We start from the raw sequence: 20,549 nt of genomic DNA on the forward strand, positions 1-20,549 counted from the left end.
TATTTTATAAATCTCTATTTGTCTAACTCTTTTAACTTTAAGGACTTCTCTCATATATCTCCTCTGCTAACTTGATTAAATTAATTTCATAGATAGGACGGGGTCTTCCCTTCTGGTTCATCGATTCTTTCCCGCATATCTTTGCAATTCCTTTATCATAGAGTGTTTTTAAAATTCTTGATGCATGACGGTCACTTGCATTCATTCCAATGCTTACTTCTTTAGCTGTCACCCTTTCCTTTTTCATCATAGATATCCATGCATAAAATTTTCGTAAAGTTAAAGAGTTACTGCTTCCTTTCTCAATATGAACAAGTGAATATTCAATAGATCGATTGGTCCCTAATGGACCATGTATTCTTTTCTCGTCATCAATTAAAAATCCACAACTTTCTCCTTTCTCATTAGCATATAACAGAGCTTTTTCGGCATTGGAATTTGCGCTTTCTCCAGAATACCCCATTCCAATTCCAAGACTTAACCTACAGGAATAGATAGAAGAAATTTCGTTTAAAATGGTTAAATCTTTTCCTTGTTTTGTTACTTTTTCAAGTGCTCCCCTTGTAGTATAAAGGGTGATTTTATTTCTACTTAAAACATTGGAGCTAGAAAAGAGTCTATTTCCATACTCAAGTATTCTTTCTTTTATTTCTGTAAGTTCCTTGCTCGTTCCGTCTGAACTATCACTCGGTTCATCTATTTGAAATTGAAGTACCGTAATTTGAGCATTTGCCTTTTTTTGCTTTAATCCAGCAAGAACCGTTTTACCAACTGTGTCACGTATTGTCTGTTTTGTATGCTTTATTAGAAACACCGGTATATTAAGAAGTTTCAAACGTTTATACACTGAATATAGGGCAGTAGCAATAACTTGAACTTTTTTTTCTTTCCACAAATCTAAATGATAGTTAAACAATTCTTCACTATCCCAGTAACCTTCCATGCTTTTAATGAAAAATGGAATATGAGGAACTTCAATTTCTTTATATACTTCAAATAAATGTTGAGGATTTAAAGTATCAAATCCAATTACAGGAAAAAAATGATAATGTTCATAAATACGAAGTAATACACGGTAAATGTCTGCACCCTCGAAAGGAATATAAAGGGAATTGCTCTCAGGAGGTAGGCTTTCCATGGATAAATAAAAGGGTGCTGGTCCACTGAAGATATACGAATCAATAAATTCTGCGGGTTCTGCTAATAAGTATGAAGATTGTTGTTCTGAATCGTAAATCATTGGAAGAGGGTCCACTTCATCAAATTCATTGATTACACTACAAATATCATGAACTAATGCTTCAGGTCCCACGATTGCAATTTTAAGTTTCATTTTTCAACTCCAATCTTATGTCTTTAATATGTCTGTAATTAAACAGACTAATAATGTAAATAGAATAAAAAAAGTGGCTTAAGAAGTATACTCCCTGAATTTCATTAATTAGAAAAGGAGTTTGTTATATTTTCTCACAAACAAAATTAAAAATAAACAAAATTTTATGAATATTATGTATTTTACAGTTTAAAAATTTAATTGAGCTATCTTAATAAAGACATGAAAAAGACTTAGAAGAAAGAGCGAGTTCTTTTATGGTATAGATGCCTAAATGGTTTAAGCGTCTTTCTGTAGCTGACGAGCCCCCCAGAACTCCTTCATTGGATGAATTGACCATAACTTAAAGGGAATATCCTCATATCGCCAATACGCAACCCTTGTTGGGCTATTCTTGGTCTCATGTTCTAAGCTAACCTTAGCTAGTAAGAGATTAGGGCCGATTCCTGCGGTAACTGTCAGCCGTGTTTTGCGATAAATCTCATTAATGATTTTATGAGCTAATTCTTCTGGTGTTTCAGCGAATAAATGCAAAGAAGTTGTCGCATCAATAAACAACTCATCAATGCTATACGCATGAAAATCTTCAGGAGCCACATACTGTAACACCAAACTCGAAATATAGTTCGAAGCCTTGATATATCTCTCCATGGATGGATTCACTACATGGATATCTTTCCTTTTAGGAATGTCGAAAAGACGACTTCCTGTTTTGATCCCTTCTTTCTTTAATAAAGGTGTGGCAGCCAACACAACAGATTCCAACCGTTTGATATCTCCTACGACTGCAAGCTTTGTTTTCAACGGATCTAACCCTCGTATGACACAGGAAACTGAAGCAAAGAACATTTGTTCTTACATTATATAAGAACGAATGTTCTCAATTCAATAAAAACTCTAAAGTTTTCCCGATTATTGTTACTATAAATAAGAGAGAAGGACAATACATATGAATTATGAGACGGAGGGGTGACCAATGGATAAAAAAATGACTAACTATATTATCTTTTTTTCATGGTTTTTGTTTTTAGCTATTCTATGGGTTATCGTTTCATTTTCTAAAGGCGAAAGTGGACAGTGGTGGTCTATGTATCGTTTAAATACAGACAAATACGGTCCTTGGGCTTTAGAGTTTTCTTACGTAAAGATTAGTATTGCCGCTGTTATTTCGTCAGTAATAGCTTATATGGTGAGTTTTGGATTCAAAAGAAAAAGATAAGATCAATTAAGGTGCTACTTGATAAAAAAGGATTTATAACATAGCTTTTATATTTTAGGGAGAAATGACGAATGAATTACATGAGGATCTACATTAAGAAATGGTATGAAGAAAGAAATAAAAATTAAAGAGGGAATGAGCTTTCAAGAAGAGTTGAAAAAGTGAGGCAATGCAGAATCAGATATATTTCAAATGCAACTAGTCGTAAGAGATAATAAAATGTAATTGCAGTTGTTCAATTTTACTAGAAAGGCAGCCAAATATATGGCTGCCTTTTTAACTCCTTATCTTCAAAAAATATGAAATCACTATTTGTTTTTTAAAACCTTATACCTTTATACATCCAAAATGTCACTTTTATCCTTAGATTGCTTGAAAGGCTGGTTAAAAATACTGAAATACATTGCTATTATGCTAATGGAAATTATTAATATTATCGAGATAATTAGGGATGTATCTAATAATAAAATAAACCCTAATCCTGCTACGGAAGTAATAGTTGAAAGTATTGTCCAGGTTGAAAATGTTTCCTTCATACTTAATCCAAAATATTCTTTAATCATCCAAAACCCTGCATCATTAACATGTGAGCAAATTGAGCTTCCTGCTCCCGTTGCAAGAGTTACTAGGGCTAAATTAGCATCGTATTGAGACAGCATTGGAATAACTAATCCTGCAGTGGATATAGCTGCAACTGTGGCCGATCCTAAAGAAATACGTAATAATGCAGCAACTACCCAAGCAAGTATGATAGGTGACATTGAAGTTCCTTTAAACAATTCTGCTACATAATCCCCTACACCACCATCAATTAGTACTTGCTTGAAGGCACCCCCACCTCCAATAATTAATAGCATCATACCAATTGCAGCAATTGATGACGTACAAGAGTTCATGACTTCTTTTATAGGAGTATTTCTTGCTATTCCCATTGTATAAAATGCAAGAATTAAAGATATTAACATTGCGGATGAAGGGTTTCCTATAAGACGAACTATTTCAATTATTGTATTACCTTCAAACCCTACTGATTTTTGAATCATATCAAGAATTGTAGATATAGACATTAATAAAACAGGGAACATTGCAGTTAATACACTTATACCGAAACCTGGTGTTTCTTTAAGTTTGAATGTTTTTTGTTCACCTAAAGAAGCTATATTGCCCGTTTTCTTGAATGCATTAGGTACAATTTTTTTAGCAATCTTAGTATATAGAGGACCTGCTATAATGACGGTTGGAATTGCAACAATAATACCGTAGAGTAAAACTAATCCAATGTCTGCACCATACTCACCAGCTATTACTGTTGGTCCTGGGTGTGGGGGAAGGAAGCTATGAGTTGCTAATAAAGCTGCAGCCATAGGAATACCTAAGTGCAAGATAGAGGCTCTTAATTCCTTCGCAATCGAAAATACAATTGGGATTAATAAAACTAATCCTACTTCAAAAAATAATGCTATACCTACAATAAACGAAGCAACTACAACGGCCCACTGAATTCTCTTTTCTCCAAATTTGTTAATTAGAGTCATGGCGATACGCTGAGCTCCCCCTGCATCAGCAATTAATCTACCAAGCATTGCACCAAGTCCAAATATTAAAGCTATATGACCAAGTGTACCTCCTAATCCAGCTTCAATTGATGTGACAACCTTTTCCATAGGCATTCCAAGTGCTAAAGATACAATAAAAGATACAATTATTAATGAAACAAATGTATTTAATTTAAATCCAGTAATCAAAATTAGCAACAAGATAATCCCAATCGCTACTATAAATAATGGCATGATATACCTCCAAAAAATAATTAAAATATTTTCACTTGCTCCACTTACTGAAACACTAACCCTATATTTTAATTAGTAAGTAACTCTAGGACGCTTATTCTATTTTGTTTACTAGTCATAAAGTACGATTGTTTGAAAAAACGCCCTTTAGTAAACGCTTTCAATTAAGACCTTAAATATTTTTTAAATTAATATATTAATAGGTTAATTCTAGACTAGTGTTTTTTCTTTGCCTAATGCTTCTACCCCTGCTTTTAGAACCTCAATAATTCGATCTGTATCATAGATATTTCCACGCCACGTTCCTCCACTAACCGATTGAAGCGCAGCCCACAAACGAGTATCATCTGGGAGACCCGGATCCGGTTTTAGTTCTGGATGAAGGTCACGTTCTTGCAAGACTTTAGTTGCTTTTTCTAAAGAAAGTCTTGTATTCTCAGTTCCAACAAAATTAACTGAACCGACTAATTGATTACGGTCAATAATAATTTCAATTATGTCTCCATCACGTAATTTTCCGATTGGTCCCCCAGCTAATGCCTCAGGTCCAATATGTCCGATACATGCACCAGTAGAAACACCAGAGAAACGCGCGTCTGTAATTAAGGAGACATGTTTTCCAAAAGATAAATGTTTTAATGCCGATGTTAATTGATATGTTTCCTCCATTCCGGTTCCTGAAGGACCACCGCCCATAACTACCATTATATCTCCTGCTTCTATGCCTCCTGTTTTAATAGATTTTATGGCTGATTTTTCTGAAGTAAAGACCTTTGCTTTTCCTATATGTCGATATACTCCATCTTCCCCTACCACGGATGGGTCAATAGAAGTTGATTTAATTACTGACCCTTCAGGGGCAATATTTCCTTTCGGGAATGTAACTGTGGAAGTTAGACCTTTTTCTTTTGCTTTGGCTGGATCCATGATAATATCATCAGGATTGATTCCATCAGCTTGTAACAATTGTTTTTTCATCATTGCACGTCTTTCTGATTTTTCCCACCAATCTAGGTTTGAACCAAGAGTTTCTCCAGTAACTGTTAGTACATCTTCGTGCAAGACACCTAATTTTCTCAAATGAAGCATTACCTCCGGCACTCCACCTGCTAAGAATACCTTAACAGTTGTATGACCTACAGGACCATTTGGTAGTACATCGACTAAACGAGGAACCTTTTTATTGATTCTAGTCCAATCTTCAACGGTAGGTATCTTACAATTAGCTGCATGAGCAATTGCTGGAATATGAAGTAATAAATTTGTTGAACCCCCGAAAGCTGCATGAATGACCATAGCATTCTCTATAGCCTTATCTGTAATAATATCTTTGGTGGAAATCTTTTTCTTCTCCATTTCTAAAGCCGCACGTGCTGATTGCTTGGCCATTTCCATCCATACTGACTGACCTGAAGGTGATAGTGCTGAGTGTGGTAAAGCCATTCCAATAGCTTCCGCAACAACTTGAGAAGTACCAGCTGTCCCAAGAAATTGGCATCCTCCTCCCGGTGTAGCACAAGCACGACATCCAAGATCAGCAGCTTCTTGCAAAGTAATTTCGTTGTTTGCGTATCTTGCCCCAATTGTTTGAATCTTTCCTGCATCTTCTCCATTTGTAGGTGGAAGAGTAACACCTCCAGGGACAATGATAGTTGGCAAGTCATGCATTGATGCCAGAGCTACCATCATTGCTGGAAGACCTTTATCACATGTAGCTACTCCAATAATTGCCCTGCGAGTAGGCAATGAGCGAATTAATCTTCGATAAACTATAGCCGCGTCATTTCGAAAAGGAAGGGAATCAAACATACCAGCAGTTCCTTGGGAGCGCCCATCACATGGATCGCTTACGAACCCTGCGAAGGGCACTCCACCTTGTCTGCTAATCTCTTGGGCTGATGCCTTCATTAATAAACCTATTTCCCAATGCCCAGTATGATAGCCTAATGCAATTGGAGTACCATCATGATTCCTGATTCCACCTTGAGTACCGAGAATTAGAACTTGCTTTCCCAGTAGGTTTGAAGGTGCCCAGCCCATACCAACATTTTGGGATAATCCAAAGAGGTCACCACTTGGTGAATCTAGCAACATTTCGGGTGTAAGTGGGAGTGAACCATCTGCTCCCTTCGAATGAGTTTGAATTTTATAAAGAGATACATCCTCTTCGCCAAATATGGATTGCAATGACATATGTATTCCTCCGTTAATAAGATTTTTTATTAAAAAAGATATATTTTTATGCTGCTCATACCATCCTCTATTAATTGGAGAATATAGGTTCCTCGAAAAAATCATCTTGCGTTAATAATTTATAAAAATTTTTTCTGTCCCTAATACCTGACCTAGTATTTGTTTTACTTGTTCCTTTTTTCCTTCACTAAGTTCGCGAGCTGGAGCTATCATGTTTGTAGAAATTTTTATCCCCCTTAAAGAAAGAGCTTCTTTAATTACACTTACAAAAGGCTTATCTATTTGATATAAAGATAACAAACCTGATAATAGACGATGTGCTTCAATTGCGCGAGCATAATCTTTTTCCATAAAAGATTGATAAATATTTATAGAAAGCTCTGGTGCAAAATTTGCAGTGCCAGGAATGGAACCATCTCCACCAAGAGATAACGTGTTTAAAAAATGATCATCGTATCCTGAGAAAACCGCGAAATCAGGATGGGTAGCCTTTACAGTTAAAATCATTTCCCTTGTATGAGCGACTGCATCAACAGTTTCTTTAATGCCTACAATATTAGGATAAGATTCGACTAATTTAAGAACAAATTCCGGCGATAAATCTTGGCCTGTTAATGCTGGAAAATTATATAAAAGGGTGGGCATATCTACTTTTTCAGCAATTTGAGCAAAATGCTGAAAGAGATTTTCCTCGGATAACGGCCAATAATATGGGTTAATGACTACGATTCCATCCGCCCCTATTTCTTTTGCATGCATACTTAGTGAGATACTCTCTTTTGTGCTTGGAGTACCAGTGCCAATTAAAACTGGCAGACGTCCATTTACATACTCAACTGCAAATTCCGCCACTTTCTTCCTTAAAGAAGTCGACATTTGACTAAATTCTCCGCCCGACCCTAAAAAAAACAGCCCATTTACTTTAGACTCAATTAGAAAGTCAATTAAATTTTTCATTCCTTTTTCATCTAAGCATTCATTTGCATCTATTATGGTGGATACGGGAGGAATAACCCCATGAAATTTTGTTAAGGTATTCATTATGACTGCTCCTTTCTATAAACGATGAATTAGAAATACGTAAGATTTAGATACTGGGACATCACTAAAGCATTTCTCCTTACTAGGCAATTCTTATCTATTAAGAGCTATTCTAATAAGGAGAAATGATAAAATGATAGGTTATAAAATTTCTTAAAATAATTTAAAAATAAAGTTATGGTTTCACGAATACGGTCTTAATGGAAGTGAAAAATTCGATTGCAGCTTGGCCTTGTTCACGAGAGTGAGAGCTAGATTGTTTCATTCCACCAAATGGTGCTTGTAATTCTACTCCAGCAGATTCTGCATTAATGCGCACAAGACCAGCATCCATCTCATTTACGAATGAAAGCATGCGCCCAATTGATTTAGTAAAAATGGAAGCACTAAGCCCAAACTTTACATCATTCGCAACGCTTAATGCTTCTTCTAACGTTTCAACTTTAATAAGGGCAAGTACTGGACCAAAAATTTCCTCTTGAGCGATAGTCATTTCACTAGTTACATTTTCAAATATAGTAGGCTCCACATAAAAACCAGCCGCTAAATTCCCTTCATCTAGGCGTTTACCACCATAAATTAACGAAGCCCCTTCTTCGATACCTTTTTCCACGTAGGCAAGTACCGTGTTAAGCTGGTCCTCACTTGCACAAGGCCCCATCCAAACATCTTTTTCAAGGCCATTTCCAACTTTTATTTCTTTCACTTGTTCAATCAGCTTTTCTTTAAACTCATCATAAATTTCATTTTGTATAATTACACGACTTGTAGCTGTACATTTTTGTCCAGTGGAACGCAATCCTCCACTAATAGTTGCCTCTACCGCTTGTTCAATATCGGCATCGTTAGCAACGATAACTGGATTTTTTCCACCCATCTCTAATTGATATTTTGCACCACGTTTTAGTGCGCCTAAACCAACTTGTTTACCGACTGCATCAGACCCTGTAAATGTAATTCCATTAATATCTGGATGATCAATAATACCTTGTCCGATAACAGAACCAGAACCCGTTACCATATTCACCACACCCCTTGGCAAACCTGCCTCTGCAAAACATTCCATAACTTTTGCAGCAGTAACTGCTGCTTCTCGAGCTGGCTTCAAAATAACAGTATTTCCATAAATAAGAGCAGGAGCAATCTTCCAAATAGGAATAGCTACTGGGAAATTCCAAGGTGTAATAACACCCACTACCCCAAGAGGAGCACGAGTTGTGTACATAAAAGCTTCAGAATCTGTTGAAGGTAGGACATCCCCAACTTTCCTTAGCCCTTCTCCTGCATAGTAGCGTAGAATTGCAACTCCTCTTGCTGTTTCACCTTTTGCTTCTGGAAATGTTTTTCCCATCTCCGGGTCATTGTCTTTGCTATTTCATCTAGGCGCTGCTCAAGCATATTTGCTACTTTATACAAATATTCACCACGAGTAACCCCGGACAGTTTACGCCAAGCAACCTGAGCTTTTTTAGCAGAAATGACAGCCCTATCTAAATCTTCTTTTCCAGAATGTTGTACATACCCAACTACTTCATGCCGACTGGCAGGATTAATGCTGATATCAACTTTCTCAACAGAACCAGGTACCCATTCGCCATCAATATAATTTAAATACATTTTTTCTTCTGTTGTTATACTCATTGTATTTCCCTCCATATTATCCAATTTAAAAGTTACTCAATTCATAAATTTCTGATATTTAAAACCAGAAAAGTAGTTTAATAATTAAGTTTGAATTCATTTAATTAGACTGAAATTCTATTGGGTAACATTACACTGTTTTTTAATATACCAATACTAGGAATTTCAATTTCAATCTGATCGCCTTCTACTAATGTAAAGTCATTTGGTGGTACAATGCATGTGCCAGTTAATAATACGGTGCCATCGAAAATTTCATTATCACGAATTAAGAACGCAACCAATTCTTCAAATTTTCTTTTTAATTGACGCGTACTAGCTGTTCCCTCTACTACAAGGTTTCCATGGCGATAAATACGACATATGATATCAAAATCATATGGATCTTCTACGGATTCGGTGAGAAGAATAGCCGGTCCAATAGAACAAGAGTGCTTCCATATTTTTGCCTGTGGTAGATAAAGAGGATTTTCTCCCTCAATATCACGGCAGCTCATGTCATTTCCAATTGTATAACCTAGGATTTCGCCTTCCTGACTAATAATCAACCCTAGTTCTGGTTCAGGAATTTGCCATTTAGAGTCACTACGAATATAAACTTCCTGATTAGGTCCAACTGTGCGAGCAGCTGTAGATTTAAAGAAAATTTCTGGACGTTCTGCGTCATATACTTTGTCGTAAAATGTGGTAGCGTCTAATTTTCCATCTGTAGCTTCATAGTTTCGGGCATAGCGGCTCCGTTCGTAAGTAACTCCGGAAGCCCATACTTCTTGAGCGACAATAGGTACAAGTAATGAAAGTTCCTCAATAGATTGTGGGATAGGCTTTGACTTAGAAATCATATTTTGAACAAAAGAAAGAGGAGAGATGTTTTGTGCGTTCGCTTGGTGGATTAGTTCCATAAACCCTTCCTGCTCAAGAGGGTAAACTGTTTCCTCTGATGTAAGGGCTGCCAAAACAGGCTTTAAATCTTCACTTAAATATCGAATAATACGCATATAAAAACCTCCATTTGTTTTATAATATAAAACTTAGTTTTCTAATATAGACAAAAGGGAAGGGACCCTCCATTAAATCGGTATCCCATGTCCCATCTGCTCTGATAATTCGGAAGCTGCTTGCTTCAATTGTTGAATAAAAATCCCTAACTCAATGTCATCTACTCCTGCTATAAGCGTAGAAAGACTTATAGCAGCAATAACTTTATTTTCGTGGTTTCGAATAGGTGCTGCAATACAACGGACACCTGGTTCATTTTCTTGGTTATCAACTGCATATCCCTGACTTTTAACTTTTTCAAGTTCCCCCAAAAATTGAATTTTGTTTGTAATAGTGAATTCGGTTTGCTGGGTATACGTATACCCAGCTAGAATTGTTTCTATTTCATCTTTTTCTTTAAAAGCTATCAAAGCTTTTCCCACTGCAGAGCAGTGAAGTGGGATTCTTTTTCCTATTCGAGAATACAGAATAACAGCCATAGGACCTTCAACTTTATCAATGTACGTTCCTTCTTTACCATCTAAGATGACTAAATGTGTAGTTTGTCCCGTTTTTTCTGATAAGTCTATCAGATATTTTTTGGCTAATTGCCTAATGTCTAAAGACTGAATAACATAGTTTCCTCTTTCAAAAAGTTTCATCCCTAGTCCATACTTTCCATTCTCAAGGTTTTGGTTAATATAGCCACGTTGTTGAAGCGTTTTCAACAATGAATGAACAGTACTTTTATGAAGACCCATCTGATCACTTATATCTGTTATTTTTAGTTCTGTTGTATGTTCATCAAATAAGTCTAGAATACGAAGGGCGCGATCTACTGATTGAATAATAGGCATGAAGTTTCACCCTTTTTGTTTTATATTATAAAACTCGTTTTTATTATTACAAACAATTTTATAATATAACTATAATACTAATTATTCTGAAAAGTCAACCGCTTTTTTTCATTGAGTCAAATGTCAAGTATTACATTACGAATGATGGTTTTTGAGGAATAACTATAATTCAGTATTTTGAACTCAATTACACCGCATTTTTGTTTTAAAACTTATATCAAAATCTATGTATCATAAACAGAGGTTTTTGATATACCTAAAAAAGGGCGGTTGTTGGAAATACCACATCATACATAAAAGAAGGAAAGCAAAGTGAAGTGGAACAAGATGAGCTCGTCAATATGGTTAATTGTCGATACTACTTTGCACAGCTTCATAAAGTGGATGTCTCGACTATCTTCATGTTCATAAAATACGCTTATAAGTAAATAGATGTTTTATATCAACTTCTGTTCGTTTTAATATTCATTTTTTGTTTCTCCTCCTTTTATTATGTTAAAAACGTTCGCAAAAGTATGTTGATTTAATAAGACGTTCGTAATTTGTTTTTAAACTTAAACAAACAATAAAAATGATAGAGTTTCTATACAAAAGAAAAGTCCATATATGTATGCTTTTACGAACGATATAATTTCCATTCATGTAATATAATTATTAATATAAAAAAGAAGCCAAACTATTGCAGTGGCTTCTTTTTTATATTAATTTTAGTTACTATTTTCATTAGACCATTTTTCTTCACTATCGATCCATTTGTTTTCATTTAAATCAAAAGATTCTATATCATCATAATAATCTAGATAAACAGGCAGCTTTATTCCATGATCACCAGCTTTATTCCAACAAGAAATAAACCAGTTTGTAATCAACTCTTTCTCAGCTGCAGATATTTCTTCTTCATTTTGTTCATAAAAAGCCCAAAACTCCTCTAAATGCTCATCGGCTAGCTCATAGTATTCAAATTCTTCAAGTAACTCATAACTTCCTGAAAAAATGGCACAATCGTTCCCTTCATAGAAAACTTCGTTCGCTTCATTGTCCATAGAAAACATCATAATAGACAAATCAAATGGCTGGATAAAGATTTCAAAATCCAGTAAATCAATGCCTGTATAATAATGAAAAGTATGTACTTCTTTGATATTGTTAATTAACTTATCTTCATTTTGCTCAAGTATCTTCTTTAATAAACCAATATATGAATCAACCGTAAATAACTTATCACTTTTATTTTCTTCTTTTGTATGCTTCCAAGTATCAAAACGCCTAGTAATCTTTGTTTTAATAGCCTCATAATTATTCCACGTATCTTCTAGCTCATAAAGGGATTCTATATGAGGAAATATAGCTTCATAATCATCTAAATAAGTTCCTTTATCGAAATCAAAGTAATCTTTTGTAAAGGCCCTTCCTTCGGCATTCAGCATATCGCTGGCAAAGACGCCATCCCATTCCATGTATACTTCAGTTCCGGTCATGTTCTTTTGTTTAAACTTTATAATCTCCTGCGCAGCTTCTTCTTTAAATTCTTTGCTATATAAGTTTTCTTCAATAATCCAACCGAGATACATTCCTGTATGAACGAACGCCTGCTTTTCACTCAAGTTATTTGGGAAATCCCCTTCATAATGCCATTTAGCTTTATCATAAACGGTTGTCATGGCCTCTTCCTCTTTCTCTGTGTCTTCTATTGAGATAGTTTTTTTCTGTTCACGACTACTTTTCTTATTTAACGAATCTTCATAACCTTGTAGTAATAAAATAATAAATACAAAAAATGGAATGCACTTTAATTTATACAAAATTCCCTCCATGAATTACATCAAAAGTAAACAATAAACTGCATTATATCCTGTAGAGGTTAAACAATATATATTTTAACCGATGAAAATAGCATTATAGTAAAAAAATGTAATTTCTAAAAAGCTGGTTTAGCTTAATCATTATTTGCGACTATAACTACTTTTTAATTGTTTTGGCTCTAATGGGGGTACACGAAATAATTGCTTTAGAAAATCATCGAAAGTGTCTGCTATTTTGATATACTCCCATTCTGTAGTATCGTATGTTGAAGCTGAATAGTTTTCTGCGATATACATAACAGTAGGATCTTGTGATTTATTACGATAATCCAACACGACCCAATAATGAAAATCCGTCCACAAAACCACAAATTCACCGGTGAGTTTGACTTCTTCTAATAGTTCTTTGGAAGATAAGATACTTATATCATCATTTTCAAAATGTATAGGGTCAATTGCATCAATGCTTGCTCTTCCTCCATAAGGAATACTTTCTGCATCTCCATCAGGTAACATAAAGTATGGGTAGTTTAATCCCCCACCATTTCTTATTTTCATTAAATCCAATAATGAACTAGGTAACTTAACACCTAAAATAACTTCAGCTTGCTTTATGATTTCATCATTTATCGGATAATCTATACACTTATATTCACTATCGTCGCTCCAAAAACTATCTCCCTGATAAAATTCTTTTTTCAAAACTTCACCTCCTTCAATCTAATGTTCATAAACTTCATACTCTTACTTCGGATATACTTTCTAGATTATTTGTAATCCCCTCAATTAATCCTTCTAGTTTATATACAAAATCATCAATTTGACTTAATTCAGTAATAAGATAAAAATTCATGCGTGTTCTATCTGGAATATCTAGCTTATTGTCAAGTACAAACTCGACTCCGATATGTCCTTGATTGTTAAAATGAAAGGATCTAACTTGTACATAGTGAGCAGCACTTTCATTATCTTCCCCTTGAATCCATTGATACTCTTTTCGTTTTAAGTTTAAAAATAAAGTTAGATTATCTTTCAACTCTTTACAATCTTCAATTGTGGTGTAAAAATGAATATTTACTTTGCAATGGGGAGAAGTGACAACCATATTTAATTCAAGTAGGGTTTCATCTTCCCATACTTTCCTTAATTTAACTCTATACTCAGACATGAAGTATCTCCTTTATTTTTAGCTATTCTTTACTTACCTTATTACTTCCCTATCAGCTCTGAGCTCCTAAAATAACTAACTGACTACAACTTTCTTTGGCCCACTTAACAAACAAAGTGCCGAGTATAGATATAAATTATTTTAATAAGGTGATTCGAATTCTTCTACATATAAACCCAATGATTCAACGTTTTTACGAGCTCCGTGGCAATTGCTATTTGCCCCTATATACATATAATAGTCGTATCCAAAATGAACAAAGAAGAGATTTTTAATCCCTAATTTACACCAAACTGCCTCCCGTAGAGTTAGTTTAGCTAATTCTTTAACTTCTTCAATTGAAATACCTTTTCCAATCTATAGGTTTGACGCGAAGTCAGATACATGTTGGTTCTGTATTTCGTTTGAAGAGAGCTCTAAAGCATGTACATAAACGGTATTAATGTTCATATCGTTCATAAAAGCTTCAATCGCGTGAATATAAGCTTCTTCTATCCTTAAATAATTGGATAAGCTCACCTTGTTTCCTACTTCATGAAAAGAAGTCCAATCATCATAAAGGTAACTTCCCTCGGTGTTTCTATGTAAAGGGTTATACTTTGTTACTCTCCAAGAATTCAATCATTACACGCTCCTAAATCCATTAAAAATACTACATAATTATACTCTATAGGTACCATAACTCTTATTATAAAAACCAAAATAAAAAGCAACCTCTACAATTGGCAAGCGAGGTTGCTTTTTACAGCTAATATTTATCATAAGGTAGAAATATTAGTAAATAAATAATAACATATTTTTCTGTAAAGACTATATTTTTCCGATTGGGCATATGTATAAAAGGTGCACTTCTTATACATTAGTTTCTCAACCACCTACTGAGAAAACGTAGTCATATCAACGATGTATAAAAAGCTGCATACTCCGGAAAAAGAACCCTTAGCTGAACCCTACTGCCGCAAGGGTTCTTTTTTTTAATGTGTACCGGAAAGAGATGTTATGTAAACTAGAAATGAATACAATATGCAAAAGAAAAAATAATTAATAATGAACGTTTTGATGAAATAAATCGTCTTAATTATAGGTGTAAATTTAGAAAACTGAATTTAATTAATAAAGTTAGGGGAGAAGAATTATGAGAAAAGAAGTACAGCTTAATGATGAAGGTATGATTCTAAAATTAAAGGGAATAACAAGATTCTTTGCATTAAAGTCCGAATTAAAAATGCCCTATAGCACTATCAAAAATGTATATGTTGACTATTTTGATGCTCCCAAATGGATGCTTCGTATGCCTGGAACATCAATTTCTTCTCTTAATATTTTTGAGGGAAGTTTTAAATACGCCGATGAATGGTATTTTCTTTCTTATGAAAACAGAGTACCCCTTGTGATGATTGAACTTGAAGGACATGAAAGATACAAGTATGTCTTTTTTGAAATTGATGATCCCACTAGCGTGGCAGCAGATATTAAAAAACGTATAAGGGACTTATAAGCAATATTGTCGTTTCTATGAGATTATTACTTCCGATATTTGGAATTATGTTAACTAACCTTGTATACGATATACAGCTTAAAAAAGAAAAAACTCCCTGGATGGCAGGGAGTTTTTTCTGCTACAAGAATTATCACATAGGTTGATGCGTTGCGGCATCATGGGTAGTTTATTCGAAATCATCAGATTTATTCATTATGAACGAGGCATATAAAAGGAAAATGTATGTCCAGCATTCTTTAAATAGGTTATATAGACAAGCTTGTATCTATATATATTTACTCAATGGGTTTTTTAAAGTTATTATGTAACAAAACATGGGTGAATAAAAGATAAGTAGGAGGGGCAAATATGTTTGTTCATGTAGTTCAACCTGGTGAAACTCTATTCTTAATAAGTAACAGATATGGTTCCTCTATCAATCAGTTACGAAGTGTGAATGGTTTAGAGGAAACGAATATTGTTCCAGGTCAAGCGTTGCTCATACCCCTTTATATATATACAGTTCAACCTAATGATACAATTAATGATATTGCTAAAAAAGCTTATGTATCTTTAGAACAATTGAAGAGAGCTAATCCTTCTATACATCCTAACCATTTGCAGGTAGGGATGAAAATCAGAATCCCTGATATATCGAACTATATTGCAGGTACATTGCAATATTATGCCGTTCGAAGTCCAGACTTGGATCGAAATTTAATTAATGATTTCGCCACTTATTCCTCTTCTATTGCCATTTTTGAATATCATTTTGGAAATAACGGGGATATAGTAAATGATTTAAACGATTTAGTGGCGATTGAAACTACTTGGAGGAACCGGGTTACACCATTAGCTACTATTACTAATCTAACTGCAGGGGGATTTAGTCCTGATCTTGCTCATCAAGTTTTAAATAATCCGACAGCAAGAAGGAATCTTGTCGATAATATCTTTTATTTAGTATCTAGAAAAGGATATGGTGGAGTAAATATTGATTTCGAACGTGTAAGGGCTGAGGATAGAGATCTTTTCACAGGATTTTTACGTCAATTAGGGGAGCGTTTAAGACCTTCTGGATATGTTCTGACAATAGCTGTTCCAGCTAAAACAAGTGAGGATATTTCTTGGTTAAGGGGATATGATTATGGAGGTATAGGTGCCGTTGTCAATTATATGTTCATTATGGCATATGACTGGCATCATGCAGGTAGCGAGCCAGGGCCAGTCGCACCAATTACTGAGGTAAGGAGAACAATAGAATTTGCTATAGAAAGTGTACCACGAAGAAAACTTATAATTGGCGTTCCCTTATACGGATATAATTGGTCGGTTCCCTATAAACCAGGTACAGTCGCATCGGCTATATCTAATCAAGATGCAATTAAAACGGCAATGAGGTATCAGTCATCTATACAATATTCAAAGGAATATAAATCGCCATTTTTTCGATATAGAGATCAGGCTGGACAGACACATGAAGTATGGTTTGAAGATGTAAGAAGTATGAGTGAAAAAATGGTATTAGTTCGTAAATTTGGTTTACAAGCAATAGGGGCTTGGCAACTAACACTTGGGTTTACACCAGGACCTTGGCTTTTAAGAAAATTTTTCACTATTAGAAAGGTATAAATAATAATAGTAAATATGGTTAATCTAAAGGCCTTTTCATTTCCTATAAAATGTTTTATGTTAACTAAAGCTTTATATCATATACAGCTTAAAAACAGAAAAAACTCCACAGGCGAGAGGGAGTTTTTTCTGCTACATTTATTTGATTAAAGCATTGAAACCTTACAGCAGCTTCTTGGGTAGTTTGTTCAAATTATAAAAATTTATAATCCTAAGAGCTTTTGGAAAGATAAAAGTAAATAACATTTTTTAGCGTATATAGAGAGGAGAACTTATAGTTGTGATCCAGCCCTCTTATGATGATGTACAAAAAGTTCGACATGAATTAAAGGAGATTGGCTATCAATATTGGCTTCATGACATGACAATTTATTTACCTGGCAATGGTGGATTCTGCTTATAGCCACTATTTTACCTTGATTTATATGGGGACGTCTTGTTAAAAAACAATATCGTCTACACGTGCTAGGATTTGCACTATTAATAGGTATTATATCAAGTGTTTTGGATGTCATTGGAGCTGATATTTTATTATAAGGATACCCCATAAAATTACTTTTTATGGTTCCTCCTTTATTTCCTGCAGATTTAACGATTATTCCGGTTATATTTAGCTTGGTCTATTACTATAAACATACATGGAAAAGCTATATTGGATATATTATCATCGTTTCATTTTTATTTTCGTATGTAATTGAACCAATATTTGAATGGGCAGATATGTATCGAAATCATCATTTTTCACATTGGGTTTCTCTTATTGGCTTTGCCCTCATCTCATTAGTCGTTAGATGGTTTTTAGAGAGGATTCTACCTCCGAGAAATGATTTTTAAAACAAAGTTTTCATCCTGCTTGTAAGGGATAACTATGGGGAAAGTCTCTTCTGAAAATGATTAACTATGTATAGAGATATAATTTAGAGACCCTCTTTATTTCCCCTATTAACCTTTGATATTACTCACTCTATAAAAAATATTAATAATAATGTTATCAATGAATAAAAAAGAGCGACAATATGGATAATATTACAAATAAAAAGTGATTCTATATTAGGAGATTATATGAGGAACATTGCAGCTTTTTTCTCCATGCTTATGCCTGGTTTTGGGCAGATATATAATCATCAGTTTGGTAAAGGAGTTATTTTTCTCATAGCTGAACATTTTAATAACACGTTTGGCCATGTAAATCAAGCCATTTACCTTGATTTTAATGAATTACACCGTCACGTCAAGCCATAGATGAAACTAATTTTGAATATATGCTATTTTATCCTGGATTTTATGTTTATTATGTGTGGAATGCATGGTATTATGCAAAACCAAATGCAAATAAGACTACTACAGCCATTCCCTTTCTCATAGGAGGATTTTTAGGAGAAATAGGTGCCATCTTTACTCCAAAATTCCCTATGCCTACTTTAACGGTTGGCATGCTGATGGTTATCCCTATGTTAATTGGGATGTGGATTTTTAGAAAGCCATGAGAAAACAACCTTTTTACTTTTCTTATGGTTTTCCTGTAAAATAAAAAGGCCAAACAATAACAATTATTTGGCCTCAGCAGAAAATGAACAAAACATGCTGCATATACAATGTTTTGTCATTAATCAATAGTATAACATGAGAATGATGACCTATAACCTTTGATACGCTCCTGTATAGAAAATGACATATGTTGTAGTCTTACCGACACATTAGTCACAAAAGAAGCAACATTCTGTAATAAAATATGGAATATTGCTTAGTTATTAATTAACCTTTAACTACCCTTGAATTTATAGCCATACACGCTCGTCAAATCGCCAAACCTCTTATATGAATCCGTAATCACAACCGGTGTGCCTACTTGAACTTTATCATAAAGCTTTTCAATATCTGCATTATGCATTCTGACACAACCTTGACTCACGTATTTTCCAATGCTGCATTCATTGTTGTTACCATGAATGCCGTATGTAGCACCATACATACCGTTTGCATTTAATTCTAAACAACGTTTTCCTAACAGATTATGAGGATTGCCCACGGGAATATGCCGTACTATAATAAGGACGGTTTTTAACCTTATTCACTACTTTAAAAAAGCCAACTGGTGTTTTGTCTCATGTTTTCCCCGTTGCCACTGGATCAACGATTTCAATATAGCCATTATGAAAATAAGCAAGCTTGTTATAGTACTTATTGATAATGATTAAATCATTATTCGTTGTTTTGCTTGCTGCTTCTATTTTCACTCCATTAACTTCACACAATGCGCCCATTAATAGCGTAAGAACGTTCAGTAATTTCTTAAACACTTTCCTCTTTTTATACTTTTATAAGAAACGAAAGAATCACCTCCTAATTGGAAGTTAATAATTCAAAGCTTGATACTACTGTAATTTCTAACCCTTCGATATATAATAATTAACAAGGAGGTTTGGAACATGAAATCAATTCAAGTTACACAATTTGGTGGACCTGAGAAATTAGTATTTACAGATGTTAAGGATGTAGTAGCAGAAAAGGGAGAAGTATGTGTTCGTTTGTATGCGGCGGGCGTCAATCCAAGTGATACTTATACATTATCAGGTACATATGCGTTTTGTATACCTCAGTTGCCTTATACACCAGGCTTAGATGGTGCAGGGATTGTGGAGGCGATTGGAGAAGAAGTCACAAATGTTCGCGTTGGTGATCGTGTATTTATTGCGTCTTTAATGGGAAGTAAAAGTACAGGCACATTTGCACAAAAAGTAGTATGTGATGCAACGTTGGTGCATCCATTACCATGCCATGTATCTTTTGAACAAGGTGCGGCATTAGGGGTACCGGCATTAACCGCATATCGTGCACTATTTCAACGTGCTTGTCTAAAGCCTGGTCAGACCGTATTTATTCATGGAGCCAGTGGCGGAGTTGGATTACAGGTCGTACAAATGGCGAAATCTCACGGTGCTAAAGTAATTGGAACAGCAAGCAAGCCAGAGGGTAAAAAAATGGTTCAGCAGGCTGGTGCAGATTATGTTATTGATCATGTGACAGAAGCAACGATTGAAGATGCTCTTGCCTTAATGGATGGCGATGGACCTGATGTAATTATTGAGTTTTTAGCAAATAAGAATTTAGAAACAGATTTGAAGCTGATTGCACCCTTTGGTAAAATTGTAATTGTTGGAAACCGTGGTTCAATAGACATAAACCCACGTCTTGCAATGCAAAAGGAATGTGATATTTTAGCAACAGCTCTTTGGAATGCACCAAAGGATGAATATGAACAAAGTATTCACGGTGTAATTGGCATGCTAACAAGTGGTGCACTTCGTCCGATTATTGGTACAACTTTGCCACTCCAGCAAGTATCGCAGGGCTTTGAACAGCTAGAAAAAGGTATAGGAAATGGTAAACTTGTTTTGATAATTGATTAATTAAT

20 protein-coding genes and 2 pseudogenes are annotated in these 20,549 nt (G+C 34.7%); 6 read left to right on the forward strand and 16 right to left on the reverse strand.

Annotated features, from left to right (window positions below; genetic code table 11):
- Positions 1 to 37 precede the first annotated feature (37 nt).
- Positions 38 to 1,333 (reverse strand): hypothetical protein, encoded by a 1,296-nt coding sequence (locus ACLHDF_RS02325; RefSeq protein ID WP_413917423.1) that lies wholly within the window; start codon positions 1,331 to 1,333, stop codon positions 38 to 40.
- Positions 1,334 to 1,565: 232 nt separating this feature from the next.
- Positions 1,566 to 2,182: pseudogene (locus tag ACLHDF_RS02330) on the reverse strand (damage repair protein); the annotation flags it as partial.
- 127 nt (positions 2,183 to 2,309) lie between these two features.
- On the opposite strand from ACLHDF_RS02330, the gene ACLHDF_RS02335 reads away from it, so the two are divergent.
- Positions 2,310 to 2,552, forward strand: a complete 243-nt coding sequence (locus tag ACLHDF_RS02335; RefSeq protein ID WP_413917424.1) for a hypothetical protein — start codon at positions 2,310 to 2,312, stop codon at positions 2,550 to 2,552.
- A 335-nt stretch (positions 2,553 to 2,887) separates the two neighbouring features.
- Here the strand turns inward: ACLHDF_RS02335 and ACLHDF_RS02340 are convergent, their stop codons facing one another.
- The 11 genes and pseudogenes from ACLHDF_RS02340 to ACLHDF_RS02390 all read right to left on the reverse strand — a co-directional run bounded on the left by ACLHDF_RS02340 (position 2,888) and on the right by ACLHDF_RS02390 (position 14,643).
- A complete protein-coding gene (locus tag ACLHDF_RS02340) occupies positions 2,888 to 4,360 on the reverse strand; it encodes a GntP family permease (RefSeq protein WP_413918248.1) in 1,473 nt (490 codons plus the stop codon).
- 192 nt (positions 4,361 to 4,552) lie between these two features.
- Positions 4,553 to 6,535 (reverse strand): YjhG/YagF family D-xylonate dehydratase, encoded by a 1,983-nt coding sequence (locus ACLHDF_RS02345; RefSeq protein ID WP_413917425.1) that lies wholly within the window; start codon positions 6,533 to 6,535, stop codon positions 4,553 to 4,555.
- Positions 6,536 to 6,646: 111 nt separating this feature from the next.
- The gene (locus tag ACLHDF_RS02350; protein ID WP_413917426.1) at positions 6,647 to 7,576 is read right to left on the reverse strand and encodes a dihydrodipicolinate synthase family protein; all 930 of its coding nucleotides are present in this window, start codon (positions 7,574 to 7,576) and stop codon (positions 6,647 to 6,649) included.
- 175 nt (positions 7,577 to 7,751) lie between these two features.
- A complete protein-coding gene (locus tag ACLHDF_RS02355) occupies positions 7,752 to 8,927 on the reverse strand; it encodes an aldehyde dehydrogenase family protein (protein WP_413917427.1) in 1,176 nt (391 codons plus the stop codon).
- Complete coding sequence (locus tag ACLHDF_RS02360; RefSeq protein WP_413917428.1) at positions 8,846 to 9,217, reverse strand: aldehyde dehydrogenase family protein; 372 nt, start codon at positions 9,215 to 9,217, stop codon at positions 8,846 to 8,848. The genes ACLHDF_RS02355 and ACLHDF_RS02360 overlap by 82 nt, the downstream gene beginning before the upstream one ends.
- Positions 9,218 to 9,321: 104 nt before the next feature.
- Positions 9,322 to 10,215: a fumarylacetoacetate hydrolase family protein gene (locus ACLHDF_RS02365; protein WP_413917429.1), complete on the reverse strand. Its 894-nt coding sequence runs from the start codon at positions 10,213 to 10,215 to the stop codon at positions 9,322 to 9,324.
- A 72-nt stretch (positions 10,216 to 10,287) separates the two neighbouring features.
- Entirely contained in the window at positions 10,288 to 11,052 is a 765-nt protein-coding gene (locus tag ACLHDF_RS02370; protein ID WP_413917430.1) for an IclR family transcriptional regulator, read from the reverse strand.
- Between the two features lie 1,238 nt (positions 11,053 to 12,290).
- Positions 12,291 to 12,713 (reverse strand): annotated as a pseudogene (locus ACLHDF_RS02375) (hypothetical protein); the annotation flags it as partial.
- A gap of 282 nt (positions 12,714 to 12,995) precedes the next feature.
- Positions 12,996 to 13,556, reverse strand: coding sequence for an SMI1/KNR4 family protein (locus tag ACLHDF_RS02380; protein ID WP_413917431.1), 561 nt, complete (start codon positions 13,554 to 13,556; stop codon positions 12,996 to 12,998).
- A gap of 34 nt (positions 13,557 to 13,590) precedes the next feature.
- Positions 13,591 to 14,022, reverse strand: coding sequence for a hypothetical protein (locus ACLHDF_RS02385; RefSeq protein WP_413917432.1), 432 nt, complete (start codon positions 14,020 to 14,022; stop codon positions 13,591 to 13,593).
- A 357-nt stretch (positions 14,023 to 14,379) separates the two neighbouring features.
- Positions 14,380 to 14,643: a hypothetical protein gene (locus tag ACLHDF_RS02390; RefSeq protein WP_413917433.1), complete on the reverse strand. Its 264-nt coding sequence runs from the start codon at positions 14,641 to 14,643 to the stop codon at positions 14,380 to 14,382.
- A 514-nt stretch (positions 14,644 to 15,157) separates the two neighbouring features.
- Here ACLHDF_RS02390 and ACLHDF_RS02395 point away from each other — a divergent pair.
- The 4 genes from ACLHDF_RS02395 to ACLHDF_RS02410 all read left to right on the forward strand — a co-directional run bounded on the left by ACLHDF_RS02395 (position 15,158) and on the right by ACLHDF_RS02410 (position 18,376).
- Positions 15,158 to 15,520 carry a hypothetical protein gene (locus ACLHDF_RS02395; RefSeq protein ID WP_413917434.1) on the forward strand — a complete coding sequence of 121 codons (363 nt, stop codon included), beginning with the start codon at positions 15,158 to 15,160 and terminating at the stop codon, positions 15,518 to 15,520.
- A 351-nt stretch (positions 15,521 to 15,871) separates the two neighbouring features.
- Complete coding sequence (locus ACLHDF_RS02400) at positions 15,872 to 17,134, forward strand: glycosyl hydrolase family 18 protein (RefSeq protein WP_413917435.1); 1,263 nt, start codon at positions 15,872 to 15,874, stop codon at positions 17,132 to 17,134.
- A 280-nt stretch (positions 17,135 to 17,414) separates the two neighbouring features.
- Positions 17,415 to 17,537 (forward strand): hypothetical protein, encoded by a 123-nt coding sequence (locus ACLHDF_RS02405; RefSeq protein ID WP_413917436.1) that lies wholly within the window; start codon positions 17,415 to 17,417, stop codon positions 17,535 to 17,537.
- A 659-nt stretch (positions 17,538 to 18,196) separates the two neighbouring features.
- Positions 18,197 to 18,376 carry a hypothetical protein gene (locus ACLHDF_RS02410; RefSeq protein WP_413917437.1) on the forward strand — a complete coding sequence of 60 codons (180 nt, stop codon included), beginning with the start codon at positions 18,197 to 18,199 and terminating at the stop codon, positions 18,374 to 18,376.
- 70 nt (positions 18,377 to 18,446) lie between these two features.
- On the opposite strand, the gene ACLHDF_RS02415 is transcribed toward ACLHDF_RS02410, so the two are convergent.
- The 3 genes from ACLHDF_RS02415 to ACLHDF_RS02425 all read right to left on the reverse strand — a co-directional run bounded on the left by ACLHDF_RS02415 (position 18,447) and on the right by ACLHDF_RS02425 (position 19,434).
- A complete protein-coding gene (locus ACLHDF_RS02415; RefSeq protein ID WP_413917438.1) occupies positions 18,447 to 18,569 on the reverse strand; it encodes a hypothetical protein in 123 nt (40 codons plus the stop codon).
- Between the two features lie 327 nt (positions 18,570 to 18,896).
- The gene (locus tag ACLHDF_RS02420) at positions 18,897 to 19,163 is read right to left on the reverse strand and encodes a L,D-transpeptidase (protein WP_413917439.1); all 267 of its coding nucleotides are present in this window, start codon (positions 19,161 to 19,163) and stop codon (positions 18,897 to 18,899) included.
- A gap of 76 nt (positions 19,164 to 19,239) precedes the next feature.
- Positions 19,240 to 19,434, reverse strand: a complete 195-nt coding sequence (locus ACLHDF_RS02425; protein ID WP_413917440.1) for a hypothetical protein — start codon at positions 19,432 to 19,434, stop codon at positions 19,240 to 19,242.
- Positions 19,435 to 19,563: 129 nt separating this feature from the next.
- On the opposite strand from ACLHDF_RS02425, the gene ACLHDF_RS02430 reads away from it, so the two are divergent.
- Positions 19,564 to 20,544, forward strand: a complete 981-nt coding sequence (locus ACLHDF_RS02430) for an NADPH:quinone reductase (RefSeq protein ID WP_413917441.1) — start codon at positions 19,564 to 19,566, stop codon at positions 20,542 to 20,544.
- Positions 20,545 to 20,549: the final 5 nt, after the last annotated feature.

This window comes from Priestia megaterium (assembly GCF_046599315.1).
Lineage (GTDB): Bacteria > Bacillota > Bacilli > Bacillales > Bacillaceae_H > Priestia > Priestia megaterium_F.